The following is a 25,747-nucleotide window of genomic DNA, read 5'->3' as shown; positions in this document are numbered from 1 at the left end:
TCGTGCTGCGTTCGCTGATGCTGGCCGTTATGCTCGTTCTGGCGGGGTGCGCCACGTCACAGCGCGGTCAACAGGCTGCCACGGTGACGATTGACCAGGCCACTTGGCGACAGGTGGACCAGCAGATCATCGCAGCATCGAAAAGCGCTATCGAACAGACCGGGCTCTACGCCCGCGGGTCGATGGAACATTGGCGTGTGTTGGTCTATGAGCGCACCGAGGCTGAGTTTATCCCCTGGTTCAGCAGCTATTGGACCCAGGAATGGCTGGCGGTGAAGGTCAGTTGGTATGCCGCCAGTGCCAAGGCTGAGGAGGATTCCCCGGCCAAGCGCCTGGCGGTTTACCTGCAAGAACAATATCGTGAGCAGGTGTTGGAGCCGGTGGCGATGGAAATTGATCCCGAGGCGATCAGGGCTGCCGCGACGGACTACTACGTACGCCAGCTCAATCAGCAGGTCCAGGTCATCGCCCTGCGGCATCAAATCCCGAACGAACTGATGAACCGGCGTCTGCACGGCATTGCTGCCATCAACCTGGGGCCGCCGGCGGCGCGTAACGCTTCGTTGTACGAAGTGGTGCATACCGAACCGCTGAACACGCTGCCGGCTTATGCGGCCCTGATCGACCACGTCAACAAGGCCGCTGCCACAGGTGCCGGGCCTTCAGAGGCGGTGATCGCAACAGTGGCGCAACGCACCAGCGAAAAAATCGAGGCGCAATTTGCCACGCGCGGGGCGACCGGCGCGGCGGCGGCGGTCGCCGGGAAGGCGGCCGGGGCGTTGATCTCGGTGGGCGTGGCGGGTATTCGCGCGATCATCCACGAGGGCGAGCGGCCGGAAATGGAGGCGCAGATCCGCAAAAGCCTGAGTGCTGCGTTCGATGAGGCCTGGTTCAAGTCGCTCAAGCATCCCCTCAGCGGGGTGATGGCGCCGGTGTACTACCTGGACGAGGAAATAGAAGGCAACCTGGTGGAGGCGGACTTGGCCAATCGAGCGGTGGCATTGCCGGCCATCAAGCCGTGACGGGCTGACTCATTCTGACCCGAGGGTGACACGACACCCCTTGCGCTGGCGGATCTGTTCGTCCGAGGGGCGTTCCTTGATGAACTCGAAGCGCGGCTCGCCTTCGCTGTAGATCACCAGCCAGCCCCATTCCAGCTCGCTTTCATCCTGCCCGGGCTGGGGTGGCGAGGCCCACCAGGGTTCTTTTTGCACGATCTGACGCATGGCGTTCCTCCTATCGGTTGATCCCCTCAACTATAGACCGCTTGATTTCGCGATAAGCGCTGGTGAAAACCCTTGCATCTTGTGGCGAGGGCAATTCAGTGTGCTCTGACGCCGCCCGCCAGCGTCTAGCGTCTGTATCCCCGCACTCGAACGGGGAATGACTGGACCCCGCGCATATGCAAGCACTGTTGAACGAGATCCTCGATGCGGTTCGCCCCCTGATCGGTCAGGGCAAGGTGGCCGATTACATTCCGGCCCTGGGCACTGTGGCGCCTAACCAGTTGGGTATTGCCGTGTATGGCAACGACGGCGAGTTGTACTGCGCCGGCGACGCCGAAACAGCGTTTTCGGTGCAGAGTATTTCCAAGGTGTTCAGCCTGGTGCAGGCCATCGGGCATTCCGGCGAAGCGATCTGGGAGCGCCTGGGCCATGAGCCGTCCGGCCAACCGTTCAATTCCCTGGTGCAGCTTGAATTCGAACGTGGTCGACCACGCAACCCGTTCATCAACGCCGGCGCGTTGGTGATCTGCGATATCAACCAGTCACGTTTCGCCGCCCCGGCGTTGTCGATGCGCGATTTCGTGCGGCGTTTATCAGGCAATCCGCAAGTGATGGTGGACGGCAAGGTGGCCGATTCGGAATACCAGCACCGTGCCCGTAACGCGGCGATGGCCTATCTGATGCAATCCTTCGGCAACTTCCATAACGACGTGGAGGCGGTGCTGCGCAGTTATTTCAGCCACTGCGCCCTGCGGATGAGCTGCATCGACCTGGCGCGGGCGTTCTGCTTCCTGGCCAACGACGGGTTCTGCAAGCACAGTGGCGAACAGATCCTCAGCGCCCGGCAGACCCAGCAGGTCAACTCCATCATGGCCACCAGCGGCTTGTACGATGAGGCTGGCAATTTCGCCTATCGTGTCGGCCTGCCGGGCAAGAGCGGGGTCGGTGGCGGGATTGTCGCCGTGGTGCCGGGGCGGTTCACCGTATGCGTCTGGTCGCCTGAACTCAACGCCGCCGGCAACTCCCTGGCCGGCATGGCGGCGCTGGAATTGATGAGCCAGCGGATTGGCTGGTCGGTGTTCTAGTTTCCTGCCGCACAAAAAAGGCCCGCTCCTGATTCAGGAGCGGGCCTTCTTGTTAGGGGATATCAGCAGAGGCGGTCGATGACCCGGACCTCGGAAGTGTTCTGCATCGACTGCCAGGCCTGGGTCAGCGTTTGCAACACGCGACCGATGAAGTCTTTGTCGGCCGCAGCCTTCTTGCCAACATAGCCCTGGCCACGGCGGTACATCTTCAGCCGGGCACCCAGCTCATGCGTGTTCTTTTCGAACTCGTCTTCGCGGGTGTAGGGCGACAGGCAGTCCATATGCACCTGGCCAGTCTTGCTGATCCACAGGATATGGCTGTCGAGCGTGTCTTTGTGTGCTGCGAATATGCGAGCCAGTTCATCAATAGATGGTTGATTATTCAGATTCATGTGTAAGCCCCTTGACCATTTGGTTGATCTGTCTGGTGGTTCGCAAAAACTTCGCTACTCGGTCAGTACCTGCCTGCTACCGAAACCAGGCCGTCAGCATGCTTCCGTCGAACTTCGACGGGGTCGTGCATCGGTTGTGTAGTATTATCGAAGGGCTGCTACGCAAATGCGCTACAACGAAGAGAAACAGCGAAGAGTCTTCAGGCAGTGTCAACTTTCGAGGGTTGAACCACGTGCGTCATGAGGATCTTCACCGACGTTTCTCGTCCTTGTTACCGGACGGTCAGGCCAGGTCAGCACCTTCAATCTGCCTTGTGGGCAGTCCCTTATCCAAAAAACAGCTCGGCGGTCAGACGAGCTTGCTCAAACAGTTGCCTGTACTCCCGATCGGGGAGACGTCTGCATCATGCAAGGGCAAATCAGAGGCGTCAACGGTTTTGTAGTGATTATTTTTGGTCACTACATATTGTCGGACAAAATGGTTTGGGTATGAAAAATGGCTGAGAAGCAAAGCTGTGTTTTCTGTGGCGAGGGGATTTATCCCCGCTGGGGCGCGAAGCGGCCCGAATGGTTGGTGAGGTTGTTCTGATACACAGGGGCGGCTGGCTTGGGGTTGCTTCGCAACCCAGCGGGGATAAATCCCCTCGCCACAGAGTCTGTATTTGGAAGACCACCTGACGCTGACAGGCTCATGTCGCCTTGGCCTTGCTCGCTTTGCGCGGTGCACCGGCTGCCTTGCGCTTGGCCGGCTTGCGCTTGTTCTTCCACGGGGTCGCGCCTCGCCCGGCGGGGCTGGCCGGGCCGCTGATGGTCAGGTTCATGCCTTGGCAGCGGGCGACGTGCTTGCTCATCCAGGCGGCTTGCCGGGTCACGAATTCTTCCAGGCTCATTTCGCCGCTTTGCACCATGTCCAGGGCCTGCTCCCAGATGGCCGTGGTGCCCGGGTCGGCGATGGCCCGGGGCACGGCGTCGATCAGGCTGAAGGCCGCCGGGGTGGCCGACAGGGCCTTGCCGTTCTTCACCAGGTAACCGCGGTCGAGCAGCCCCTGGATGATCGAGGCTCGGGTCGCTTCGGTGCCGATACCGGTGGTGTCCTTGAGCTTCTGCTTGAGCAGCGGGTCCTCCACCAGTTTGGCGACGTTCTTCATCGCCTTGATCAGGTCGCCTTCAGTGAAGGGTTTGGGCGGTTGGGTCCACAGGTCCTTGGGTTTCACCTCGTCCACCGTGCAATCGCGACCTTCGGCCAGTGCCGGCAAGGTTTGCGGTGCCGGTGCTTCACGGCCCTTTGCCGGCGCCAGCGCTTCGGGCAGGGCGCGTTTCCAGCCGGGTTCGACGATCTGCTTGCCCACGGCGCGCAGCGCCTGGCCGGCACAGTCGAAGTCGGCCTGGGTCCGGTCGTATTCGTGGTTGGGCAGGAACTGCGCCAGGTAGCGTGCGCGAATCAGCGTATAGACCGCACGCTGCTTGCCGGCGAGTTTGTCGAGGTTCTTCGCGGCGGCGGTGGGAATAATGCCGTGGTGGGCACTGACCTTGGCGTCGTTCCAGGCCCGGGATTTGCGCTGCGGCTGCAGGTGCTCGCGCAGCGGCGCGAGGCTGGGGTCGGCCTGGGCGAGGGCGGCCAGGATGGCCGGTGCTTCGCTGTGCTGGCTCAAGGGCAGGAAACCGCAATCGCTGCGAGGGTAGGTGATGAGCTTGTAGGTCTCGTAGAGCGACTGGGCAATGTCCAGGGTTTCCTGGGCGCCGAGGCCGAGTTTCTTCGAGCAGACTTCCTGCAGCGTGCCCAGGTCGAAGGGCAACGGCGCCGCTTCGCGCAGGCGCTCGGTACGCACCTTCAGTGTCCGGGCAGTGGTGGCGTTGCGCATGGCCTGGGCCGCGTCTCGGGCCAGGGCCTGGTTCAGGCAGCGTTCCTGATCGTCGCAGGCATCCGGGTCGGCCCGCCACTGGGCGGTGAAGGCCATGCCTTCGTGACTGAGCTGCACGTCGATGGCCCAATAGGCGACCGGCACGAAGTCGGCGATGCTGCGGTCGCGATCCACCACCAGGCGTAGCGTCGGTGTCTGCACGCGGCCCACCGGCAGCACGCCCTGGTAGCCGGACTGACGCCCCAGCAGGGTGAACAGGCGACTCATGTTCATGCCGATCAGCCAGTCGGCCCGGGAGCGACCCAGCGCCGAGTGATACAGGTTGAAAGTTTCGACGCCCGGCTTGAGGGCGGCCAGGGCCTTGCGGATCGATGCTTCGTCCAGGGCCGACAGCCATAGCCGCCGGATCGGTCCGCGATAACGGCAATGTTCCACCAGCTCCCGGGCGATCATTTCGCCTTCGCGGTCGGCGTCGGTGGCGATCACCAATTCCTTCGCTTCCCCCAGCAGGCGCTTGACCGCCTTGTACTGGCTGGCGGTTTTCGGCTTGACGGTCATTTTCCATTGCGCCGGCACGATGGGCAGGTCGGTCAGTACCCAGCGCTTGTATCGCGCATCGTAGGCGTCGGGCGGGGCGGTTTCCAGCAGGTGGCCGATGCACCAGGTGACCGTGATGCCAGGGCCCAGCCAACAACCGTCGCCACGGCGCGTGGCACCGAGCACGGCGGCGATGTCCTTGGCCTGGGACGGTTTTTCACACAGGTACAGCTGCATAGCGCCCTTTTCCTGAGCAGGTTTCATGGGGTTGTAGCATGGTCATGGATGCGCGCAAGGGCAAGTTTTATCTGTATGGATATACAGATAAAAACGTTGCGCTGCGTTGCCAAGGGGTGTCTGGCATGACATTCGGCGGCCTGTTGGCACGCAGAATGAATTTCTCGCAGGGGTATTGCTCATAACTTCAAGGCGGTTGCTACCGCAAAGAAGGTTTATGAGGTCAAGGAGAGTCACTTTCATGAATTCGATGCCAAATGGCAACGGCCAGGCGACTACACGTTTGATTCTCGTTGTGGAAGATGATCCGACCATCCTGGAGTTCCTCTGTGAAATCCTCGAGGAGGAAGGGTTTGTCGTGGAGCCTCGGGAAAGCGCCGACGCAGCGCTGACGTTTCTGGAGGAGAGCGCGGATTACGTCGATCTGCTGCTCACCGATATCACCATGCCCGGCAAGATCGATGGCGCGGACCTGGCCAACCTGACCGGAGACCGCTGGCCGCAGATACCGCTGCTGATCATGTCCGGTTTCGAGACGCCGGAAAGCGCCGGAATCAAGCACCACGCGTCCTTCATCGCCAAGCCTTGGGCGTTGGGGCAGATGCTGGATCTGGTGGAAAGTACGGTGAAAAGCCATCAGGTGCACTGATGGCTTGGTCTGAAACCAGACCTTGTGGCGAGGGAGCTTGCTCCCGCTCGGTTGCGTAGCAACCGTCAAAACGGGACTGCTTCGCAGTCCAGCGGGGATAAATCCCCTCGCCACAGATGTTGCTGAAACAGCCGTTTCTCAGTTCTTGTCCAGGTCCACGCTCCGGGTTTCCCGCAGGCAGATCATGCCCACCACCAGGCTCACCCCGGTGATCACCACCGGGTACCACAGCCCATAGAAAATATCCCCGGTGTAGACCACCAGGGCGAACGACACGGTGGGCAGGAAGCCGCCGAACCAGCCGTTGCCGATGTGATAGGGCAGGGACATGGAGGTGTAGCGAATGCGGGTCGGGAACAGTTCGACCATCAACGCTGCCAGCGGTCCGTAGCACATCGCCGAGATGATGATCAGCGCCACGATCAAGGCGACGATCATCGGCCGGTTGATCTGCTGGGTGTCGGCCTGTTGCGGATAGCCTGCCAGGGTCACCGCGCCGCGCAGGGCCGCTTCGTCATAGCCTTCGAGTTTCACGTCACCGACGCTGACCTGCACCGTGCTGCCGGCTGGGGCTGCGACGCTGCTGTAGGGCAGGCCTTGCTTGACCAGGAAGGTCTTGACCTTGTCGCACGGGCTGTCGAAACGCGCCTTGCCCACCGGGTCGAACTGGAAGGTGCAGGTGGCCGGGTCGGCGATCACGGTGATCGGTGCCTGGCGGCTGGCCTGGTCGATGGCCGGGTTGGCGTAGTGGGCCAGGGTCTTGAAGATCGGGAAGTACAGGGCGGTCGCCAGCAGCAGGCCGATCATCAATACCGGTTTGCGCCCGACCTTGTCCGACAGCCAGCCAAAGAAGATGAAGAACGGTGCGCCGATCACCACGCTGACAATCAGCAGGCTGTTGGCCAGGGCCGGGTCCATCTTCAGGAACTGGGTGAGGAAAAACAGCACGTAGAACTGTGCGGCATAGAAGGTCACCGCTTGCCCGGCGTTGATGCTGAACAGGGCGATCAGCACCACTTTCAGGTTTTCCCACTTGCCGAACGATTCGCGAATCGGCGCCTTGCAGCTCTTGCCTTCTTCTTTCATTTTCAGGAAGGCCGGTGATTCGTGCAGGCTCAGGCGGATCCAGGTGGAAATGCCCAGTAGCAGGATCGACAGGAGGAACGGAATGCGCCAGCCCCAGACCTCGAACTGGTCGCCAGTGAAATAGCGGCAGCCCAGCACCACCAGCAGCGACAACAACAGCCCGAGGGTGGCCGTGGATTGAATCCAGCTGGTGTGGAAGCCACGCTTGCCCATTGGCGCGTGCTCGGCAACGTAGGTCGCCGCGCCGCCGTACTCACCGCCCAGGGCCAGGCCCTGGAGCATGCGTAGCACCACCAGGATGATCGGCGCGGCAATGCCGATGCTGGCGTAGTTGGGCAGCAGGCCGACGCAGAACGTCGCCAGGCCCATGAGGATGATGGTCGCCAGGAACGTGTACTTGCGCCCGATCATGTCGCCCAACCGACCGAACACCAATGCCCCGAACGGGCGCACGATGAAACCGGCGGCGAACGCCATCAGGGCGAAGATGAACGCGGTGGTGTCGTTGACCCCGGCGAAGAATTGCTTGCTGATCACCGCCGCCAGGGCGCCATAGAGGAAAAAGTCGTACCACTCGAACACCGTCCCCAGGGACGAGGCGAAGATGACTTTCTGGGTTTCCTGGCTGGTGCCGACGCTGCGCGTGGCTTCCAGGGGCTGAACATGCTCGGACATAGCGGTATCCCTCACAGTGATTGTTTTTGTTGTTCCACTGCGACGCCGGGGTGGCGTCTCCTGATTTGACACACTTTCCTTGAATCGACTCATCCCCTTGTGGGAGCGAGCTTGCTCGCGATGACGGTGGCACATTCAACTTGTGGTGACAGACAGGCCGCTATCGCGAGCAAGCTCGCTCCCACAGGTGTTTCTGTTGTTCTTCAGACCGTAGCAGGTGCTTTTTCGACGTCGGTGTTCCTCATCGCGGGATTGAGCATCATCTGCGCCGCCTTCTCGGCAATCATCAATGTTGGCGAGCAAGTGTTGCCCGAGGTGATGCGCGGCATGATCGAGGCGTCGGCAATGCGCAGGCCCTTGATGCCGTGGACACGCAGTTGTGCATCCACCACCGCGTCACGATCCTGGCCCATGCGGCACGTGCCGACCGGGTGGAAAATCGTCGTGCCGATCCGGGCGGCGGCCTGGTGCAGCTCTTCTTCGGTTTGCAGGCTGGGGCCCGGCAGGTATTCCACCGGTTTGAACGTGCTCAGGGCCGGGGCCGCGACGATGCGGCGGGTCAGGCGGATGGCGTCGGCGGCGACTCGCAGGTCTTCGGGATGGCTCAGGTAGTTGGGCTGGATCAGCGGCGCTTCGTGCGGGTCGGCGGAGCGGATGTCCACCCGGCCACGGCTTTGCGGGCGCAGGTCGCAGACCGACGCGGTGAACGCCGGGAAGCTGTGCAGCGGTTCGCCGAAGCGTTCCAGGGACAGCGGCTGCACGTGGTATTCGAGGTTGGCCGAGGTCTGTTCCGGGCTTGAGCGGGCGAACGCGCCGAGTTGGCTGGGGGCCATGGACAGCGGACCGCTGCGGTCGTACAGGTAGCGCAGGCCCATGCCCATCTTGCCCCACAGGGTGCCGGCGATCTGGTTCAGGGTGCGGGCGTTTTCCAACTGGTAGATCAGCCGCAGTTGCAGATGGTCCTGCAAGTTGCCGCCGACGCCGGGCAGTTCATGGGTCACGCCGATGCCCAGGCGTTGCAGCAGGCTGCGTGGGCCGATCCCGGAACGTTGCAGGATCCCCGGCGAACCCACGGCCCCGGCGCACAGGACGATTTCCTTGCGGGCCTTGAAGGTCATGCCCTTGCCTTGCCAGCGCGCGCTGATGGCGTGAGCTCGGTCATCACGCAGCAACACGCGGTCGACCTCGACGTCGGTCAACACCGTGAGGTTGGCGCGCTGGCGAATCGGCTTGAGAAACGCCTTGGCCGCGTTCCAGCGTACCCCGGCTTTCTGGTTGACTTGGAAGTAGCCGCAGCCTTCATTGTCGCCGCTGTTGAAATCGTCGACGTTGGGGATGCCGCTCTGTTCGGCGGCGGTGCGGAACGCATCGAGAATCGGCCATGACAGGCGCTGGCGTTCGACCCGCCATTCCCCTGCGGCGCCGTGAAATTCGGACGCGCCGGCAAAATGGTTTTCGCTCTGGCGGAACAGCGGCAGCACGTCGTTCCAGGCCCAGCCAGAATTGCCCTCGGCGGCCCAGCCGTCGTAGTCCGCTGCCTGGCCGCGCATGTAGATCATGCCGTTGATGGAAGAGCAGCCACCCAGGACCTTGCCGCGGGGGTAGCTCAGGGCGCGGCCTTGCAGGCCAGGTTGTGCTTCGGTCTTGAAGCACCAGTCGGTGCGTGGGTTGCCGATGCAGAACAGGTAGCCGACCGGGATGTGAATCCACGGATAGTTGTCGCGCCCGCCGGCTTCGAGCAGCAGCACCCGGTGTTGCGGATGGGCCGACAGCCGATTGGCCAACAGGCATCCGGCAGGGCCGGCGCCCACGATCACGTAATCGTATTCATCGACGACAGGTTGCATTCGCGACCTCATTTTTGTTGTTGTGGGATCCATCCTAGTTGTTAGTTTTCGTCAAAAGAATGTTAGTTTTTGCGCAGCGGCTGTGCGTTTATAAGCAGTCATACCTTCAGGCGCGTTCAAGGATCGCCCCATGTTCGACTGGAATGACCTGCGTTATTTCCTGGAGCTGCAACGCAGCGGGCGTCTGCTGACGGCTGCACGGCGCCTGAACACCACCCACGCCACCGTGGCACGGCACATCGAGGCCATCGAGAAAAGCCTCGGCACCGCGCTGTTTGTCCAGCATGCCCAGGGCTATGAACTGACCCCGGCCGGCGAGACGCTGCTCAAGCACGCCGAAGCCATGGAGAACGTGGCGTTGCTGGCCCAGGAGGACATCACCCAGTCCAGTGCGCCCCTGGGCAAGATCCGCCTGGGGGTGACCGAAGGGCTGGGCATCATGTTCCTCGCCTGTCGCATGGAGGGGCTGTTCCAGCGCTATCCGGGGCTGGAAGTGGAACTGGTGGCGGTGCCGCGCTTTGTCAGCATCCTCAACCGTGAGGCGGAAATCAGCATCCACCTCGAACGCCCGGCGGCCGACCTGCTGGTCACCCGCAAACTCACCGACTACAGCTTGGCGCTGTACGCCAGCCAGGCCTACCTGGACCGCTCGCCAGCGCTGCGCAGCCGCGAGGACCTGGCCCGCCATGCCTGGATCGGGTATGTCGATGATCTTTTGTTCAGCCAGGAACTGATGTTCCTCAACAGCTTTTGCCGCAACCCTCGGGTGGTGTTCCACAGCACCAGCGTCATCGCCCAGCAGCAGGCCGCGCGCTCCGGCCTGGGGATTGCCGTGCTGCCTTGCTACATGGCCAGCGGCGACCCGACGCTGGTGCCGTTGCTGCCGGACGAAACCATCCGCCGCAGCTACTGGATCAGCACCCGTCGCGAACTGCACAAATCCGTACGCCTGCGGGTGCTGTGGGATTACGTGGTGCAGTTGTGCGAGCGCGAGCAGGCGCTGCTGCTGCCCTGACCACGTAGTCCCCCTGTGGCGAGGGGATTTATCCCCGCTGGGCTGCGCAGCAGCCCCAAATCGTTTACCTGAAATACCGAGGCGACACATTAGGGCCGCTACGCGCCCCAGCGGGGATAAATCCCCTCGCCACAGAGTCGTCGACTCTCCAGTGCTGGCCGCCCAAGCCCCCTTTTATGGCCCCCAATGACCTCAAGCCAACGCGGTGGCGTGCCTTAGTGTGGGAACTGCCAGACCCACAACAAGAAAGGCGCAACCCTTGCGCCGCCAAGAGGGGCCTTATGTCGGCAATCACGCCTTCCTTCCTGCTTCGAACCGCTGCCGTCGTGTCGTTCGGCGCGTTGCTTGCCGCGTGTGGCGATGAGGCCAAGCCGCCCGCGCCCACGGTATTCACGGCCATGCCGAGCGATGCGGCGTTGGCCCAGGTCTACGACAGCAGCTGCAAGCTCTGCCACGCCAACCCCGGTGCCGGGGCGCCGTTGACCGGCGATACGAACGCCTGGGCGCCACGGGTGGCCCAGGGCGCCGACACCCTGCTGGATCACGCGATCAACGGCTACAACGGCATGCCTCCGATGGGCCTGTGCATGCACTGTTCCGAAGAACAGTTCCTGGCCCTGATCGCCTTCATGTCCGGTCATCACTTCCAATAATAACTACGGGTACTACGGCATGACGATGGATTATTCACGGCGTCGGTTGCTGCAACAGGCTGGCGTTGTCGCAGCCTTTACGGCCCTGGACAACCAGGGCGCCCTGGCCGAGTTGATGCGCGCGCCGCGGCTGATTCCCTGGCGCAATTGGTCCGGTGCGCAGAGTTGCTTGCCAGCGGCGCGCCTGGCCCCCAAGGACCTCGATGAACTGGTGAACGTGGTGAGGCGCGCCGAAGGGCGGATTCGTCCGGTGGGTTCCGGGCATTCCTTCAGCGCCCTGGTGCCCACTGACGGCACCTTGTTGTCGCTGAGTTTTTTCAGCGGCCTGTTGGCTCATGATGCCGCCAGCCTGCAAGCCGAGTTCGGCGGTGGCACGCCCATGTCCCGCATGGGTCCGGCGCTCAAGGCCATCGGCCAGGCACTGCCGAACATGGCCGACGTGGATTACCAGACCCTGGCCGGTGCCATCGCCACCTCGACCCACGGCACAGGCAAGGCCTTCGGCTCGTACGCGTCCCAAGTGGTCGGCCTGCAACTGGTGACGGCCAGCGGCGCGGTCCTCGATTGCGATGCCCAGCGGCATCCAGAAGTATTCAAGGCCGGCCGGGTGTCCCTTGGCGCGCTGGGGCTGGTGACTCGTGTACGCCTGCAAAACCGCGCCGCCTATCGCTTGCGCGAGCACCAGTGGGTGGCGAAAACCGAGGAGTTGCTCGAGGACGTGGGCACCAACACCCGGGACAACCAGCACTGGGAAATGCAGGTCGTCACCCATTCCGACTATGCGTTGTCGATCGCCCTGAACGAAACCACGGATCCGGCCACGCCGCCGATCAGCCCCGAGGAGGAGGGCGGCAACGATTTCGTCAGCCTGATCGAAAACCTCGACAAGTACGGCAGCGACTTTCCAATGATCCGGCGAGCGCTGCTCAACAGCCTGCGGCTGGTGGCCGATTTCGACGACCGCGTCGGTGACTCCCATGACATCTACGCCAACGCGCGCACCGTGCGCTTCAACGAGATGGAGTACTCGGTGCCGGCCGAACACGGCCCGGCGTGCCTGCGGGAGATTCTGGCGCTGATCCGCGACAAGGACCTGCGCACCTGGTTTCCCATTGAATACCGCTACGTGAAGGCCGACGACATTGCCCTGAGCATGTTCGAAGGCCGGGACAGTTGCTCGATCTCGGTGCACCAGCATTATCAGATGGACCATCACAATTTCTTTGCCGCCATCGAGCCGATTTTCTGGAAATACCAGGGCCGTCCGCATTGGGGGAAATTGCATTCCCTGAACGCCAAGGCGCTCCAGGCGCTGTACCCGCGCTGGACGGAATTCACCGAGGTGCGCCAGGCGCTGGACCCCAGCGGCAAGTTCCTCAATGGGCATCTTTCATCGATTCTGGGTTTGAGCTGAAGGAAGAACCTGTGGGCGCGAGCTTGCTCGCGATGGCGGTGCATCAGGCATTCCTGTCAGGCACAAAACCTGTGGCGAGGGAGCTTGCTCCCGCTGGGCAGCGCAGCGGCCCCAATCGGCAAACACTGCTTTGCAGGCAGATCGCGTCAGCCGATTTACGACGGCTACGCCGCCGAGCGGGAGCAAGCTCCCTCGCCACAGGTGCAGTGAAACACTCTAGAACGCAAACGGAATACTGACCTTGGCCCAGAGCATTTCGCCCTCGGTGCGGTTCTCCACTGCAAACTCCTTGGCCCAGCGGATTTCGGCGCTGGCGTACTTGAGGAAGGTCAGGTGCAGCGCCGGGCCGATGGCAAAGACCTGGCCGCGTACGCCGTCGTCGACGTCCTGCCCGGCAAATTGCACGGTGCGGCCGTACTGTTTGTCGTCGGTGGTCTGTTTGAGGTAGTAGCCGTTGAGCCCCAGCATCACGTTGTCGGTCACGCGGTAGCTGGCGGAATAATCGAAGTGGAAGATCTGCCCCGAACGGTAGTCGGTGTCCTTGTTCTTGCGGTTGAAGCTGTAGGTGGTTTTCATCGACACCTCGGTGTTTTCCGTGGGTAGCCAGGTGAAGGAAAACAGCGGCTTGTAGGTGTAGAAATTGTTGCTGGTATTGGCTAGTCGATCGGTGCTGTATTCGCCGGTCGGTACGGTGATTTCCACCGCCGCGGCCAGGGTCAGGTTCTTGCCCATGTCCCAGAGCACGATGGGCGAAATCGTGGTGTCGCCCATGCCTTCGCGGGTGTCATGCAGGCCGAACACCGACACTTCCTGCTTGATCCAGGGTTGGGCGATGTAGATCCCCGCGCGCCCACCGGCCACCCGCAACGGGCTCAGGTAATCGATGCGCGGGACCACTGCCGTGGATTCGATTTCGACATCCGGCAGTTCGCCGCCCAATGAACTGATGTTGAATTTCCGGGCCTTGTAATGGTTGTAGTAGAGGTTGAACGCGACCATGTGGTCCGGAAGGCTGTCGACCTCCAGCGGCAACACAAAAAAGCCGTCGGTGCCAGGGCCGATGTTGTCCACCCCCGATTCGGTAGCCAGGGCGGGCAGGGCACCGCCGCAGGCCAGGCCGAGGGTCAGTTGCAAGGCGAATGTCGTGCGGATCGGGTTCATGTGGGGGCTCATTATTATTGTTGGAAATGCACCGAAAGTCCGAGCCATACAAATAAGCCGTTCGCCGCCAACAGGGCAGGGTATTGGCGGCCATACAGGGGACTTGGGCGGCCAGATTTTTGTACCCCTCGATCCGCCAGGGCATGCTAACTTTGTGAAATAACCGGTTACAAAAACGCCACCTAACGTGCTCCGGAACCCGCCCCATGCAGATGAAAGTCATCGACCCGACCTATGAATTGGCGTTGGTATCGCCATTCCTGCTACAGACCCTGGCCGAGGTTGTGGCGGACAAGGGCTTCGATGCCGCCAGCCTGTGTCGCGGCCTGGGGTTCGGCCTTGATGATCTGCAAGATCCCGCCCAGCGCATTTCCTACCGCCAGGCCGTGGTCATGATTCAACGGGCGCTCAAGCTGGTGCCTGACCAGGGACTGGGGTTGTGGGTGGGGGACCGCAACGTGCTTGGCACCCTCGGCCTGCTGGGCCACGTCCTATCATTGTGCGAAACCCTGCGCGATGCCTTTGCCCTGGGGGTTCGTTACCAACACACCACCGGCGGCATCGCGGTGACCAGCGTTGAAGAAGCCACTGACCGGATCATGGTCGAGGCGACCTGCCGGCTGCCTTTCGCCGAGATCCAGGTGTTTGCCGTGGAAGAGTTCTTCGCCAGCCTGATGGTCTATGGCCGGGCCTTGGCGGGGCCCGATTTCAAACCCCTGGCCGTGGAGTTCATGCACGCCGCGCCGTCCTATGCCCAGGAATATCAGCGGATATTGGGGCCGGAGGTGCGCTTCGGTTGCCGACACAATCGCATGCTGATCGACGTGCGCTGGCTGGACATGCGTTTGCCCAATCACCATCCGTTGGCCCTGCGCCAGGCATTGGCCTTGCTGGAGCAGGAGGCCACCGAGGTGCACCAGAAAATCGATCTGATCCAGGCGGTGGAACGGGCGATTGCCCGGGACCTGACTCGGGGCAGCCACATCGAGAAAATCGCCAGCGATCTCAATATGAGCAGCCGCACCTTGCGTCGGCGCCTGACCGAACACAGCCTGACTTTCGAAGCCCTGCTCGAACAAGTGCGCCGTGGCCGGACCCTGAACCTGTTGGCCAACCCGGAACTGTCCATCGAACGCATCACCGAAGAAGTCGGCTACAGCGATGTGCGCAGTTTCCGCCGGGCGTTCCGGCGCTGGACCGGCATGAGCCCGAGCGCGTTTCGCAATGAGAGCGCCGACGCCCGGCTCTAGCCACTGGGGTGTCGAACACCTCGGCCCGAGCTGTGAACTGACTGGCGGCGCTTGTCAGAAAAATCCTTAAAGAGTACAAATGTACTCCATGACGACTCTCACTCCCCGCCGCACCGCCATCCTGACCTTCATCCGCGAGCGCATCGCCGATCAGGGCCAGCCTCCCAGCCTCGCTGAAATCAGCGAGGCGTTCGGTTTCGCCTCCCGCAGCGTGGCGCGCAAGCATGTGCTGGCGCTGACCGAAGCCGGTTTTATCGAAGTCAATCCGCACCAGGCCCGGGGTATCCGCTTGCTGAATCAGCCCGCGCGCCCCGAGCTGCTGGACGTCCCGGTGCTGGGACGAGTAGCGGCCGGCTTGCCGATCGGCGCCGATGCCGAGGTCCACAGCCGCTTGATGCTGGACCCGGCGATGTTCACCAAGGCGCCGGATTACTTGCTGCGGGTCCAAGGCGACTCGATGATCGAGGACGGTATTCTCGACGGCGACCTGGTGGGCGTGCAGCGCACCCCCCAGGCCTCCAACGGCCAGATTGTCGTGGCACGGCTCGACGGTGAAGTCACCATCAAGCGCTTCGAGCGAATCGGCGAACGGGTGCGCCTGCTGCCGCGCAACCCGGCCTACCAGCCGATCATCGTCGAAGCCGACCGGGACCTGGCCATTGAAGGCGTGTTCTGTGGCCTGTTGAGGCAAGGCTGATGGGCGCTGTCGTTGCGCTGGACACGCTGTTCAATGGCGGCCAGGTCTGGAAGGGCCGGCCTGCGCCTCCGGCCGCCAGCCCACAACCCACCGGCCATGCGGCACTGGATGCGGCGTTGCCCAGTGGCGGCTGGCCGGAAGCGGCGTTGACGGAATTGCTTATCGCCGCGCCGGGCGTGGGTGAGTTGCAACTGGTGTGGCCGACCCTGGCGCGGTTGTCGGCGGCGGGGGAGCGGATCGTGCTGGTGGCGCCGCCGTTCGTGCCTTATCCCCAGGCCTGGCAGAACGCCGGGGTAGACCTGCGCCATCTGTCAGTGATCCGGGCCGATGAACGCGATGCCCTGTGGGCCACCGAACAATGTCTGCGCTCGGGCAGCTGCGGCGCGGTGCTGTGCTGGCCCCGCCAGGCGGACGACCGGGCCCTGCGCCGCCTGCAAGTGGCGGCGGAAACCGGCCAGACCCTGGCGTTCGCCTGGCGCTCGATCCAGGAAGCCATCAACCCGTCGCCGGCGGCGCTGCGCATCGCCATCGATACCCGACCGGCGCAATTGCGCGTGCTCAAGTGCCGCGGCGGGTTGGCTCGTTCGGCGCCGATTGCCTTTGCCACGCTCGCCACACAAACCGGGCATTGAGGTTGCGATGCGCTGGGTCTGTATTCTCTTCCCGCAATTGGCGCTGGACGCCGCGCTGCGTCAGCGCCCCGATCCTGACCAGCCCCTGGCATTGCTGACCGGTCCGGCCCAGCGTCGTGTGCTGCAAGCGGTGAATGCGCCGGCACGAGCCCTGGGCTTGCGTCCCGGCCAGACCATGACCGCCGCCCAGGCCTTAAGCAAAGGCTTTGCCACCGCCGAATACGACGCGGCGCAAATCGAACACTGGCAACAGTTCCTGGCGGCCTGGGCCTACCGTTTCAGCGCCCAGGTCAGCGTGCATTATCCGCGTACGCTGCTGTTCGAGATCGAGTCGAGCCTTGGCCTGTTTGGCCCCTGGCCGGTGTTCGAGGCGCGCTTGCGGGCCGAGCTGACCGAGCTGGGCTTTCGTCATCGCATCGTCGCCGCTCCCAATCCGGTGGCGGCGCGGGTGTTGGCCAATGCCTATGACGCCCTGGTGGTGCCCGACGCCGAGACCTTGCAACAGTGCCTGGGAGACATGCCTGTGGAGCGAATCGGCCTGGAACCCGACGTCGCCACGGCGCTGTCGCGCATGGGCCTGCGCCGCTTGAGCCAGGTCCAGGCCTTGCCCCGGCAGACCCTGGCTCGGCGCTTCGAAGCCCAGGTGCTCAAGCACCTCGACGCGCTGACGGGCAGTCGCACCCTGGCGCTGTCGTTCTACCTGCCGCCAGACCGTTTCGATGTGCGCATCGAGCTCAACTATGACGTGCAATCCCATCAGGCGCTGTTGTTTCCGTTGCGCCGCCTGACCGGTGACCTGTCGGCCTTCCTCTGCGGACGCGACAGCGGCGTGCAGCGCTTTGACCTGCACCTGGAGCACGCCGGGTTGCCGGATACAGTGATCAAGGTCGGCCTGCTCAGCGCCGAGCGGGCCCCGGCGATGCTCTTCGAACTGGCCCGCGGTCGCTTGGAACAGGTGCAGGTCAAGGCCCCGGTGCGGGGTTTTCGCTTGTGTGCCGAGGACCTGCCGAGCTTCGTGCCCCAGCGCCTGGAGCTGTTCGACGAGCGTCCCCAACAATCATTGCCCTGGGAGCAACTGCGCGAACGCTTGCGGGCCCGGCTGGGGGATGACGCCGTGCAGGGCCTGGGGTTTCGCGACGACCATCGGCCTGAGTGCGCCTGGCAGATGACGTCCCAGCCCCGATCCCAGGCTTGTCCGGTGCGCGACGGTGTGCAGCGTCCCGGCTGGTTGCTGGAGGAGCCCCAGGCATTGGCGCAAGGTCAGGCGCACATCCTCATGGGCCCCGAGCGCATCGAGACCGGTTGGTGGGACGGCGCGGATGTGCGCCGCGACTATTACCTGATCGAAACCCGCCGCGGACAACGTGGCTGGGCCTATCGACCGGTGGGCGAGGGCGGGCCGCTGTGGCTGCAGGGCTGGTTCGCATGAGCGTTGAGTATGCCGAGCTGCATTGCCTGTCGAACTTCAGCTTCCAGCGCGGTGCCTCCAGTGCCCTGGAATTGTGCCGTCGCGCCAAGCAGCAGGGCTACCAGGCCCTGGCGATCACCGACGAATGCACCTTGGCCGGAATCGTCCGGGCCTGGCAGGCGGCCAAGGAGCTGGAGCTGCAACTGATCGTCGGCAGCGAAATCCAGGTCGAGAACGGCCCGAAACTGGTGTTGCTGGTGGAAGACCTGGAAGGCTATCAAGCCTTGTGCCGGCTGATCACCCGCGCCCGGCGTCGCAGCGAGAAGGGCCACTATCGCATCGTGCGAGAGGACTTCGACCAGCCCTTGTCGGGGCTGCTGGCGTTATGGATAGCCGAGGGCAAAGATGCCGAGGAACATGGCCGTTGGCTCCAGTCGACCTTTGCCGGGCGCCTGTGGCTGACGGTCCAGTTGCATTGCGCACAGGACGACCGCCGCCGATTGGCAGACTCGTTGGCGCTGGCCGAACGCTTGGATCTCCCAATCGTGGCCAGTGGTGATGTGCACATGCACGTGCGCGGCCGTCGTGCCCTGCAGGACACCATGACCGCCATCCGTCACCACGTCACGGTAGCCGAGGCCGGCCAGCGCTTGCACCCCAACGGCGAGCGCCACCTGCGCCGCCGCGAGGATCTGGCCGATCTCTATCCGCGGGCCTTGCTCGACGATACCCTGAACATCGCCCGGCGTTGCACCTTCGACCTCGGCCAACTGCGTTACCAATACCCCCGTGAGCTGGTGCCCGCGGGGCATGATCCGGCGTCCTGGCTACGAGAGCTGACCGAGCGCGGCATGCGCGAGCGGTGGAAGGATGGCGTGACAGACAAAGTGCGGGCACAGATCGACAAGGAGCTGAGCCTGATCGCCGAGCTGGGTTATGACAGCTATTTCCTCACCGTACAGGACATCGTTAGCTTCGCCCGCAGCCGTCATATTCTTTGCCAAGGGCGTGGTTCGGCGGCCAACTCGGCGGTGTGCTACGCCTTGGGCATCACCGAAATCGATCCCAGCCTTACCAGCCTGTTGTTCGAACGCTTCCTGTCCCGGGAGCGCAACGAGCCGCCGGACATCGACGTCGACTTCGAACACGACCGTCGCGAGGAAGTGCTGCAGTACGTGTTCCAGCGCTACGGTCGTCATCGCGCGGCATTGACGGCGGTGGTCAGCAGTTACCACGGCGCCGGGGCGGTGCGCGATGTGGCCAAGGCCCTGGGCTTGCCGCCGGACCAGGTCAACGCCCTGGCCGATTGCTGTGGCCGCTGGAGCGACGAGGCGCCGCCAGTGGAGCGTTTGCGTGAAGGTGGCTTCGACCCGGACAGCCCGGTGTTGCGCCGGGTCCTGAGCCTGACCCGGCAATTGATCGGTTTTCCCCGGCATTTGTCCCAGCACCCTGGTGGCTTCGTGATTTCCGAGCAACCCCTGGACACCCTGGTGCCGGTGGAAAACGCTGCCATGGCCGAGCGCACCATCATCCAGTGGGACAAGGACGATCTGGACGCGGTCGGGTTACTCAAGGTGGACATCCTGGCCCTGGGCATGCTCAGTGCGATTCGTCGCTGTTTCGACTTGATCGAGCGCTATCGGGGCCAGCGCTACGCCCTGGCGTCGCTGCCCAAGGATGATCGGGCGACCTACGAAATGATCAGTCGCGCCGACACCATCGGTGTGTTCCAGATCGAGTCCCGGGCGCAGATGTCGATGTTGCCTCGGCTGAGGCCCAAGACGTTCTACGATTTGGTCATCGAAGTGGCCATCGTACGCCCCGGGCCGATCCAGGGTGGGATGGTGCATCCGTACCTGCGCCGCAGAAACAAAGAAGAGGCGGTGACTTATCCCTCTGAAGCGTTGAAGCAAGTGCTCAATCGCACCCTGGGTGTTCCCTTGTTCCAGGAGCAGGTCATGCAGATCGCCATCGTCGCGGCCGATTACACCCCGGGTGAGGCAGACCAATTGCGTCGCTCCATGGCGGCCTGGAAACGTCACGGTGGGTTGGAGCCCCATCGGGAGCGCCTGGCACAGGGGATGAAAAAAAACGGCTACACCGCTGAGTTCGCCGCGCAAATTTTCGAACAGATCAAAGGCTTCGGCAATTACGGCTTCCCGGAATCCCACGCCGCCAGTTTCGCCTTGCTGACCTACGCCAGCAGTTGGCTCAAATGCCACGAACCGGCGGCGTTCGCCTGTGCCCTGATCAACAGTTGGCCGATGGGGTTCTACAGCCCGGACCAGATCCTCCAGGATGCCCGCCGGCATCAACTGTCGATCCGCCCGGTGGACGTGCGCGCCAGCGATTGGGATTGCAGCCTCGAGCCCATGGACGGTCGACAACCGGCGATCCGCATGGGGTTGTGCATGATCAAGGGCTTTCGCGAAGAGGATGCCCGCCGTATCGAAGCGGCCCGCCGGCATCGGCCCTTCAGCGACGTGGCTGACTTGGGCGAGCGCGCGCAGCTCGATGCCCGGGCCCAGGCGCAATTGGCCGATGCGGGGGCTTTGCAGGGCTTGGCCGGTGATCGCCATCGTGCCCGCTGGGAAGTGGCCGGGGTGCAGAAACAACTGGGCTTGTTCGCCGGTTTGCCCTGCCAGGAGGAACCGCCCGTGGCCCTGCCAAAACCAACGCTGGGGGAAAACCTGTTTGCCGATTACACCACGCTCGGCACGACACTGGGCCCTCATCCACTGGCCCTGCTGCGCCCCGAACTGCGCGCACGGCGCTGCCGCAGCTCACGGGAGCTGCAAGAGGTGGAGCATGGCCGCAATGTCAGCGTCGCCGGGCTGGTGACCGGTCGCCAACGTCCGGGCACGGCCAGCGGGGTGACCTTTGTCACCCTGGAAGATGAATTCGGCAACCTCAACGTGGTGGTCTGGCGCGACTTGGCCGAACGCCAGCGCAAGACCTTGGTGGGCTCGCAACTGCTCAAGGTCGACGGGCGCTGGGAAAGCGTCGGCGAGGTCCGCCACCTGATTGCCGGGCGCTTGAGCGACCTGACCGAGTTGTTGGCGGGTATCCAGGTGCAAAGCCGTGACTTTCGCTGAACCCGCAGGCTGGAGACACGATTTCTGGGGTATCGGAATTACGTGGCGAGGGGATTTATCCCCGCTGGGTTGCGCAGCAACCCCCTGCGTCCTGTCTGACACACCGCGGTGGCTGATGAATCATGGGGGCTGCTTCGCACCCCAGCGGGGATAAATCCCCTCGCCACAGTGTTAATCGTCTCCCCGACCCGAACTGCGCCCTCACATGAAACCAAACGCCAACCCAGCGCTCGAAGCTCTGACCGCAAGGGGTTTGTGGATGCCGACTCCCTGCAGGCATTTTGAGGTTCAGAATCGATCATGCAGTTTCTATCCCAAAATCACGGGTGCCCTGGATGGGGCGGTGAAATGGCCGGGCGTATCCGGGCGTTCGATTGGAGCCGGACCGAGTTGGGCGCCATCGAGCACTGGTCCGCCAGCCTGCGCAGTGCCGTCCAGTTGTTGCTGGCTTCACCCCTGCCGATGGTGATGTTGTGGGGCCGCCAGGGCTTCATGATCTACAACGATGCCTATGCCGAGTTTGCCGGTGGCCGCCATCCTTACCTGCTGGGGTGCGCAGTGGAGTTGGGTTGGCCGGAGGTTGCCGAATTCAATCGGCATGTGCTGGACGTCTGCCTGGCCGGCGGCACCTTGTCCTACCGCAGCAAAGAGCTGGTCCTGCTACGCGATGGCAAGCCTGAAGATGTGTGGATGGACCTCTATTACAGCCCGGTGCCCGATGACGACCAGTCCCCGGCGGGCGTGCTGGCGATTGTGGTGGAAACCACCGAGCTCGTGTTAACCGAGCGCGCCCGGCAAGAGGCCGAACGCAGTTACCGAGCCGTCAACGAGCGCATCCAGCTGGCCCTCTCGGCCGGACCATTGCTGGGGTCGTTCGTCTGGGACATCCAGGCCGACACACTGTCGGGCGATGAGCGTTTTGCCCGTACCTTCAACTACCCGCCAGACTGTTCGCTGGACGCATTGCCCATCGAAATTGCCCGCCAGCGCATCCACGCCGATGACCTCGAAGAGGTCAACCAGCGGATCGAACTGACCTTGCGCACGGGCATCCCCTACAGCGCTGAATATCGGGTGCGCCGCGTGGGCGGTGATTACCGGTGGGTGCTGGCCAGCGGTCGCTGCGAATTCGATGCCACGGGCAAGCCCTTGCGTTTTCCAGGTGTGCTGATTGACATCAATGAACGCAAGACGGCCGAAGCTTCGCTGCTCAAATTCACCCGCGACCTGGAACAGCGGGTCGCCGACGAGGTGCAGGCGCGGCTGGCGGCAGAAGAGCAGTTGCGTCAGTCGCAAAAGCTCGAGGCCATTGGCGGTCTGACTGGCGGCGTGGCCCATGACTTCAACAACCTGCTGCAAGTGATTGCCGGCAACCTGCACTTGCTGGCCCGCCACGAACGGGACAACGTCAACGTGCAACGGCGGGTCAGTGCCTCCATCGAAGCCGTGGAGCGGGGGGCCAAGTTGTCATCGCAACTGCTGGCTTTTGCCCGGCGCCAGCCATTGTCACCGGCGGTCTACAACCCACGCCGTATCTATGATGGCATGGGTGAACTGTTGCAACGGGCCTTGGGCGAAACCATCCAGATTGACGTGAGCCTGCCCCAGGAGCCCTGGTGCATCCATGTCGATCGCAATCAATTGGAAAACGCCCTGTTGAACCTGGCGATCAATGCGCGCGATGCCATGGGCGGCGAGGGCACCATCCGCATGATTGGGGAGAACATCGTGCTCGATGAAGCGTTCTGTGCCGGCAAGGGGATCTCGGCCGGCGACTATGTCCGGCTGTCGGTGATCGACTGCGGTGCCGGCATGCCGCCCGAGATCCTGAAGCAGGTGTTCGAACCCTTTTTCACCACCAAGACCGATGGCCAGGGCACGGGGCTTGGACTGAGCATGGTGTTCGGGTTCGTCAAGCAGAGTGGCGGCCATATCGAAATCTCCAGCGACCTGGGCGAGGGCACGCGAGTACGGATGTATTTCCCTCGAAGCCTTGCGCCCGAAGCGGGCGAAGCCGAGCAACACGACGTGCTTCAGTCCGGCAGGCAAGAGACGATCCTGGTGGTGGAGGACAACAACGAGGTGCGCAGCGCGTCGGTGGAACTGCTGGAACAGTCCGGCTATCGGACCCTCACGGCCGCCAACGGTGATGAGGCGATGAAGCTGCTGCTGGAAGGCATCTCGGTCGACCTGATCTTCACCGACGTCGTCATGCCCGGCCTGATCAAGAGTTCCGACCTGGCCGCCTGGGCCAAGATGCAGGAACCGCCGGTCCCGGTGCTGTTCACCTCGGGGCACACCCGGGACATCATCTCCCGGAATCATCAACTGAGCCCCGATACCCATCTGCTAAGCAAGCCCTATGGTCCGGACGCGCTGATGCGGATGGTCAAGAGTGTGCTGGGCGGTTGATCGTGGGGCCGCAAACAAATGGAACCGAAGCCGTCGCGTCACCTTCGAATGTTCAAGACCGGTCATCCATCCGGCCCTGCCATGAACGAGGTGCCTATGAACGACGATCCCGCAAACACCCAGCAACAAGGCCAGGCGCAAACCCCGTCCCCGCGCAATGACCCGGCCATCGATCCTCAGCTTCCGGCTGATTTATCGGACACCCAGCCCGTCAGCCCCGCCGGGACAGACCAAGCCCAGAGCGCGGCCCCAGAGGTCGATCAGAAGAATCTTCATCGGGACAACGACAATACCTTCAGCCCTGGCTTCGAGCCGGATCCAGATCGGCCGAAGTCCGGCGAAAGCACGGATGCGGATATCGACACCGACGGTGGTTAACCGATAACCCGATTTGTCGGAGCAGTGGTGCTGATGAGTCGTTTGGCGCTTGGGCTGCCTCAGTGCCTGCCTTTCCAGCGGTCCAAGGCAATCAGCACCAGTGACACCACGACGAATCCCAGCAGTACCATCACCGCATTAAGGAACACCCGGGGGTAACCCAGCGTGTCCACCTCGATAAAGGGATAGGGGTAGGCGCCGACAAAGTAACCACGCACCAAGGCGTAGATGAAATAGACCAGCGGATAGATCAGCCACGGCCAGACATCTTGCCATTGCAAAGTGCCCTTGGGCACGCAGAACCACCAATAGACCACGAACAGCACCGGCATCACGTCATGCAGCAATTCATCGGCCATCCACTGCAAGCCCTGGGGGTTCCAGACATTGCGCAGCAGCAGGTTGTACGCCACCCCCACGAGTATGATGGCAGCGGCGACACCGCCCTGGACCGTGGGTTTGAGAAAAAATCGCCGCAGCGCCGAATCCCCTGAAGTGGCCGCGCAGGTCAGCACCACTGCCACCAGGATATTGGTCAGCACCGTGAAATAACTGAAGAAGATGTCTACTCCGCCCCACAGGCTCTTGCCGCCCTGCCAGCGCGAAGTCAGGATCAGGTAGAGCTGGAGGATCAATGCGAACCATCCCAGCAGTGCGGCGATTTTCACCGCGATACCGCCAGCGCTTTGCGTTAACACCGGTTCATCGCTCATGACTTGGCTCCTGCTTCGCGGCACCTGCGACTGCAAAGCCCCAAGAGGTTGGATGCTTGTATCAGCAGGATGGTCTTGAGCAAGACCCTAGGAGCGTGGGTTGCAATATTCTACTGTCAGAAATGACAGTGCTGACCAGCGGTAGCCATGAACACCGACGGACTTGGGCTGAACAAGGCCATCTTCATGAAGACGGCCTCATTCTGTGCCTGCGGATTACTTGCTCGGATGGGCAGCCTGCAGTTTCTTGGCTTCTTCCAGGTGATGTTGCAGGTCTGGCAGCATCTTCTGGGCGAACGCCTTGAGTTCGGTATTGCCAGCCTTCTTGTCGTCGGTAACGGTTTCGGCTTCTTTCTTGAACAGGGCGATGGTTTCTTCGTGGGCCTTGACCTGGTTGTTGGCATAGGCCGCATCAAAAGACTCATCGCGCACGTCGAGAATCTTCGCCTTGGCTTTTTTCATCAACGTGGTGTCGTCGGGTACCTCGATGTCATGTTTTTGCGCCAGGGCTTTCAGCTCTTGGTTGGCCTTGGTGTGGTCAGTGATCATCTTGTTGGCGAATGCCTTGATGTCCGCCGATTGGCTTTTTTCCAAGGCCAGTTTGCTGGTCTCGATTTCTGCAATTCCACCGGCCGCCGCGCTATCGACAAAGTCGTTGGAAGTCGCGGCCCATGCCATGCCCGTGCTGGTACTCAGGGCAACTGCCAGGCCGAGTTGACGCAGGGTGAATCTGTCCATAGGTAAGTCTCCACACAGGTTGAAAGAGCGATTCTTTTCGTCTCTGATCAATGGAGAGCGGGGGCCAGACAAAGGTTTGATTGGAGCGCATTGCGTTACGACGAACGGTCACCGCTGGTCGGATTGGCGGTCGACAGAACCCCGTCGACGAGGCCATCCTGATCATCGATGAGCGCTGTAAAGGCGTCTTCCACCGACCCACTGAAGGAGGTGTTCCATGCCGGTGTCCCACGATTTGTGCCAGGACCTGAACTGCACAAAAGACCACATCCAGCAAAAACGCAGCGAGGATCCGAGGCTCGACTCGTTACTTCAGAAATATTCCCAACTTGATGCCGAGGTCGTTGACGCTGAAAAACCATCATCGCCGGGGCTGTCCGACGATGTCCTGGAGACGCTCAAGAAGAAACGCTTGCTGCTCAAAGATAAGATTGCAGACAAATTGAAGGAGCCGTGAGGCTGGCCTGCCTGAGGGGCCCTTTTTGAAGGGCCCTGAACGTGTAGGGCGAAACTCAATGAACCCGTGGCGAGGGAGCTTGCTCCCGTTGGGCTGCGCAGCAGCCCCAAACCATTCGACACGGGGCA

General features: G+C 62.5%; 22 protein-coding genes. 14 read left to right on the top strand and 8 right to left on the bottom strand.

All coding sequences use genetic code 11. From position 1 onward, the window contains the following. Positions 1-2: 2 nt before the first annotated feature. Positions 3-1,022, top strand: a complete 1,020-nt coding sequence (locus BT116_RS24165) for a hypothetical protein (RefSeq protein WP_072347666.1) — start codon at positions 3-5, stop codon at positions 1,020-1,022. 9 nt (positions 1,023-1,031) lie between these two features. Here BT116_RS24165 and BT116_RS24160 read toward each other — a convergent pair whose 3' ends face one another. Next, on the bottom strand, positions 1,032-1,226 hold the full coding sequence (locus tag BT116_RS24160) for a hypothetical protein (protein ID WP_072347664.1): 195 nt from the start codon (positions 1,224-1,226) through the stop codon (positions 1,032-1,034). 176 nt (positions 1,227-1,402) lie between these two features. Between BT116_RS24160 and glsB the strand changes: the two genes are divergently transcribed. Further along, complete coding sequence (glsB, locus tag BT116_RS24155) at positions 1,403-2,311, top strand: glutaminase B (RefSeq protein ID WP_072347662.1); 909 nt, start codon at positions 1,403-1,405, stop codon at positions 2,309-2,311. Positions 2,312-2,373: 62 nt separating this feature from the next. On the opposite strand, the gene BT116_RS24150 is transcribed toward glsB, so the two are convergent. Both BT116_RS24150 and BT116_RS24145 read right to left on the bottom strand, forming a co-directional pair. Then, positions 2,374-2,703, bottom strand: a complete 330-nt coding sequence (locus BT116_RS24150) for a hypothetical protein (protein ID WP_063322033.1) — start codon at positions 2,701-2,703, stop codon at positions 2,374-2,376. Positions 2,704-3,392: 689 nt separating this feature from the next. Further along, a complete protein-coding gene (locus BT116_RS24145) occupies positions 3,393-5,339 on the bottom strand; it encodes a DNA topoisomerase III (protein WP_072347660.1) in 1,947 nt (648 codons plus the stop codon). A 241-nt stretch (positions 5,340-5,580) separates the two neighbouring features. Between BT116_RS24145 and BT116_RS24140 the strand changes: the two genes are divergently transcribed. After that, entirely contained in the window at positions 5,581-5,988 is a 408-nt protein-coding gene (locus BT116_RS24140) for a response regulator (RefSeq protein WP_072347658.1), read from the top strand. Between the two features lie 138 nt (positions 5,989-6,126). Here BT116_RS24140 and BT116_RS24135 read toward each other — a convergent pair whose 3' ends face one another. Both BT116_RS24135 and BT116_RS24130 read right to left on the bottom strand, forming a co-directional pair. Continuing rightward, positions 6,127-7,749, bottom strand: coding sequence for an MFS transporter (locus BT116_RS24135; protein WP_072347656.1), 1,623 nt, complete (start codon positions 7,747-7,749; stop codon positions 6,127-6,129). Between the two features lie 203 nt (positions 7,750-7,952). After that, the gene (locus BT116_RS24130) at positions 7,953-9,596 is read right to left on the bottom strand and encodes a GMC family oxidoreductase (protein ID WP_072347654.1); all 1,644 of its coding nucleotides are present in this window, start codon (positions 9,594-9,596) and stop codon (positions 7,953-7,955) included. 130 nt (positions 9,597-9,726) lie between these two features. Between BT116_RS24130 and BT116_RS24125 the strand changes: the two genes are divergently transcribed. From BT116_RS24125 to BT116_RS24115, 3 genes are all read left to right on the top strand, one after another. Further along, on the top strand, positions 9,727-10,611 hold the full coding sequence (locus BT116_RS24125; protein WP_063322025.1) for a LysR family transcriptional regulator: 885 nt from the start codon (positions 9,727-9,729) through the stop codon (positions 10,609-10,611). Positions 10,612-10,892: 281 nt separating this feature from the next. Further along, on the top strand, positions 10,893-11,264 hold the full coding sequence (locus BT116_RS24120) for a c-type cytochrome (protein ID WP_072347652.1): 372 nt from the start codon (positions 10,893-10,895) through the stop codon (positions 11,262-11,264). Positions 11,265-11,379: 115 nt separating this feature from the next. Then, a complete protein-coding gene (locus BT116_RS24115; protein ID WP_170845983.1) occupies positions 11,380-12,678 on the top strand; it encodes a D-arabinono-1,4-lactone oxidase in 1,299 nt (432 codons plus the stop codon). A 216-nt stretch (positions 12,679-12,894) separates the two neighbouring features. Here BT116_RS24115 and BT116_RS24110 read toward each other — a convergent pair whose 3' ends face one another. Next, positions 12,895-13,839, bottom strand: coding sequence for a SphA family protein (locus tag BT116_RS24110; protein WP_072347648.1), 945 nt, complete (start codon positions 13,837-13,839; stop codon positions 12,895-12,897). Between the two features lie 206 nt (positions 13,840-14,045). Between BT116_RS24110 and BT116_RS24105 the strand changes: the two genes are divergently transcribed. The 7 genes from BT116_RS24105 (at position 14,046) to BT116_RS24075 (ending at position 23,711) form a co-directional block, all read left to right on the top strand. Next, a complete protein-coding gene (locus tag BT116_RS24105; RefSeq protein ID WP_072347646.1) occupies positions 14,046-15,089 on the top strand; it encodes an AraC family transcriptional regulator in 1,044 nt (347 codons plus the stop codon). 79 nt (positions 15,090-15,168) lie between these two features. After that, the gene (gene lexA, locus BT116_RS24100; protein ID WP_072347644.1) at positions 15,169-15,786 is read left to right on the top strand and encodes a transcriptional repressor LexA; all 618 of its coding nucleotides are present in this window, start codon (positions 15,169-15,171) and stop codon (positions 15,784-15,786) included. After that, positions 15,786-16,418, top strand: a complete 633-nt coding sequence (gene imuA, locus BT116_RS24095; protein WP_072347642.1) for a translesion DNA synthesis-associated protein ImuA — start codon at positions 15,786-15,788, stop codon at positions 16,416-16,418. Before lexA ends, imuA begins: the two co-directional genes overlap by 1 nt. Before the next feature lie 7 nt (positions 16,419-16,425). After that, positions 16,426-17,847 carry a Y-family DNA polymerase gene (locus BT116_RS24090; RefSeq protein WP_072347640.1) on the top strand — a complete coding sequence of 474 codons (1,422 nt, stop codon included), beginning with the start codon at positions 16,426-16,428 and terminating at the stop codon, positions 17,845-17,847. Next, positions 17,823-20,921 carry an error-prone DNA polymerase gene (locus BT116_RS24085; protein WP_218189685.1) on the top strand — a complete coding sequence of 1,033 codons (3,099 nt, stop codon included), beginning with the start codon at positions 17,823-17,825 and terminating at the stop codon, positions 20,919-20,921. Before BT116_RS24090 ends, BT116_RS24085 begins: the two co-directional genes overlap by 25 nt. Before the next feature lie 300 nt (positions 20,922-21,221). Further along, positions 21,222-23,333, top strand: a complete 2,112-nt coding sequence (locus tag BT116_RS24080; RefSeq protein ID WP_072347636.1) for a PAS domain-containing hybrid sensor histidine kinase/response regulator — start codon at positions 21,222-21,224, stop codon at positions 23,331-23,333. Positions 23,334-23,429: 96 nt separating this feature from the next. After that, positions 23,430-23,711, top strand: a complete 282-nt coding sequence (locus BT116_RS24075) for a hypothetical protein (protein WP_072347698.1) — start codon at positions 23,430-23,432, stop codon at positions 23,709-23,711. Between the two features lie 59 nt (positions 23,712-23,770). On the opposite strand, the gene BT116_RS24070 is transcribed toward BT116_RS24075, so the two are convergent. Both BT116_RS24070 and BT116_RS24065 read right to left on the bottom strand, forming a co-directional pair. Beyond that, a complete protein-coding gene (locus tag BT116_RS24070; protein WP_072347634.1) occupies positions 23,771-24,424 on the bottom strand; it encodes a Pr6Pr family membrane protein in 654 nt (217 codons plus the stop codon). 216 nt (positions 24,425-24,640) lie between these two features. Further along, a complete protein-coding gene (locus tag BT116_RS24065) occupies positions 24,641-25,162 on the bottom strand; it encodes a DUF4142 domain-containing protein (RefSeq protein WP_072347633.1) in 522 nt (173 codons plus the stop codon). 217 nt (positions 25,163-25,379) lie between these two features. On the opposite strand from BT116_RS24065, the gene BT116_RS24060 reads away from it, so the two are divergent. Then, positions 25,380-25,619: a DUF465 domain-containing protein gene (locus BT116_RS24060; protein ID WP_072347631.1), complete on the top strand. Its 240-nt coding sequence runs from the start codon at positions 25,380-25,382 to the stop codon at positions 25,617-25,619. Positions 25,620-25,747: the final 128 nt, after the last annotated feature.

This window comes from Pseudomonas sp. NFACC16-2 (assembly GCF_900119205.1).
Classification (GTDB): Bacteria; Pseudomonadota; Gammaproteobacteria; order Pseudomonadales; family Pseudomonadaceae; genus Aquipseudomonas; species Aquipseudomonas fluorescens_Q.
The sequence above is the reverse complement of the archived record's forward strand: the minus strand, read 5'-3'. Positions and strand labels throughout refer to the sequence as shown.

Excerpts from the sequence above, each read along its gene's own strand:
- BT116_RS24160 (WP_072347664.1), bottom strand. The coding sequence starts at position 1,226 with ATGCGTCAGATCGTGCAAAAAGAACCCTGGTGGGCCTCGCCACCCCAG.
- glsB (WP_072347662.1), top strand. The coding sequence starts at position 1,403 with ATGCAAGCACTGTTGAACGAGATCCTCGATGCGGTTCGCCCCCTGATC.
- BT116_RS24150 (WP_063322033.1), bottom strand. The coding sequence starts at position 2,703 with ATGAATCTGAATAATCAACCATCTATTGATGAACTGGCTCGCATATTC.
- BT116_RS24145 (WP_072347660.1), bottom strand. The coding sequence starts at position 5,339 with ATGCAGCTGTACCTGTGTGAAAAACCGTCCCAGGCCAAGGACATCGCC.
- BT116_RS24140 (WP_072347658.1), top strand. The coding sequence starts at position 5,581 with ATGAATTCGATGCCAAATGGCAACGGCCAGGCGACTACACGTTTGATT.
- BT116_RS24135 (WP_072347656.1), bottom strand. The coding sequence starts at position 7,749 with ATGTCCGAGCATGTTCAGCCCCTGGAAGCCACGCGCAGCGTCGGCACC.
- BT116_RS24130 (WP_072347654.1), bottom strand. The coding sequence starts at position 9,596 with ATGCAACCTGTCGTCGATGAATACGATTACGTGATCGTGGGCGCCGGC.
- BT116_RS24125 (WP_063322025.1), top strand. The coding sequence starts at position 9,727 with ATGTTCGACTGGAATGACCTGCGTTATTTCCTGGAGCTGCAACGCAGC.
- BT116_RS24120 (WP_072347652.1), top strand. The coding sequence starts at position 10,893 with ATGTCGGCAATCACGCCTTCCTTCCTGCTTCGAACCGCTGCCGTCGTG.
- BT116_RS24115 (WP_170845983.1), top strand. The coding sequence starts at position 11,380 with ATGCGCGCGCCGCGGCTGATTCCCTGGCGCAATTGGTCCGGTGCGCAG.
- BT116_RS24110 (WP_072347648.1), bottom strand. The coding sequence starts at position 13,839 with ATGAACCCGATCCGCACGACATTCGCCTTGCAACTGACCCTCGGCCTG.
- BT116_RS24105 (WP_072347646.1), top strand. The coding sequence starts at position 14,046 with ATGCAGATGAAAGTCATCGACCCGACCTATGAATTGGCGTTGGTATCG.
- lexA (WP_072347644.1), top strand. The coding sequence starts at position 15,169 with ATGTACTCCATGACGACTCTCACTCCCCGCCGCACCGCCATCCTGACC.
- imuA (WP_072347642.1), top strand. The coding sequence starts at position 15,786 with ATGGGCGCTGTCGTTGCGCTGGACACGCTGTTCAATGGCGGCCAGGTC.
- BT116_RS24090 (WP_072347640.1), top strand. The coding sequence starts at position 16,426 with ATGCGCTGGGTCTGTATTCTCTTCCCGCAATTGGCGCTGGACGCCGCG.
- BT116_RS24080 (WP_072347636.1), top strand. The coding sequence starts at position 21,222 with ATGCAGTTTCTATCCCAAAATCACGGGTGCCCTGGATGGGGCGGTGAA.
- BT116_RS24075 (WP_072347698.1), top strand. The coding sequence starts at position 23,430 with ATGAACGACGATCCCGCAAACACCCAGCAACAAGGCCAGGCGCAAACC.
- BT116_RS24070 (WP_072347634.1), bottom strand. The coding sequence starts at position 24,424 with ATGAGCGATGAACCGGTGTTAACGCAAAGCGCTGGCGGTATCGCGGTG.
- BT116_RS24065 (WP_072347633.1), bottom strand. The coding sequence starts at position 25,162 with ATGGACAGATTCACCCTGCGTCAACTCGGCCTGGCAGTTGCCCTGAGT.
- BT116_RS24060 (WP_072347631.1), top strand. The coding sequence starts at position 25,380 with ATGCCGGTGTCCCACGATTTGTGCCAGGACCTGAACTGCACAAAAGAC.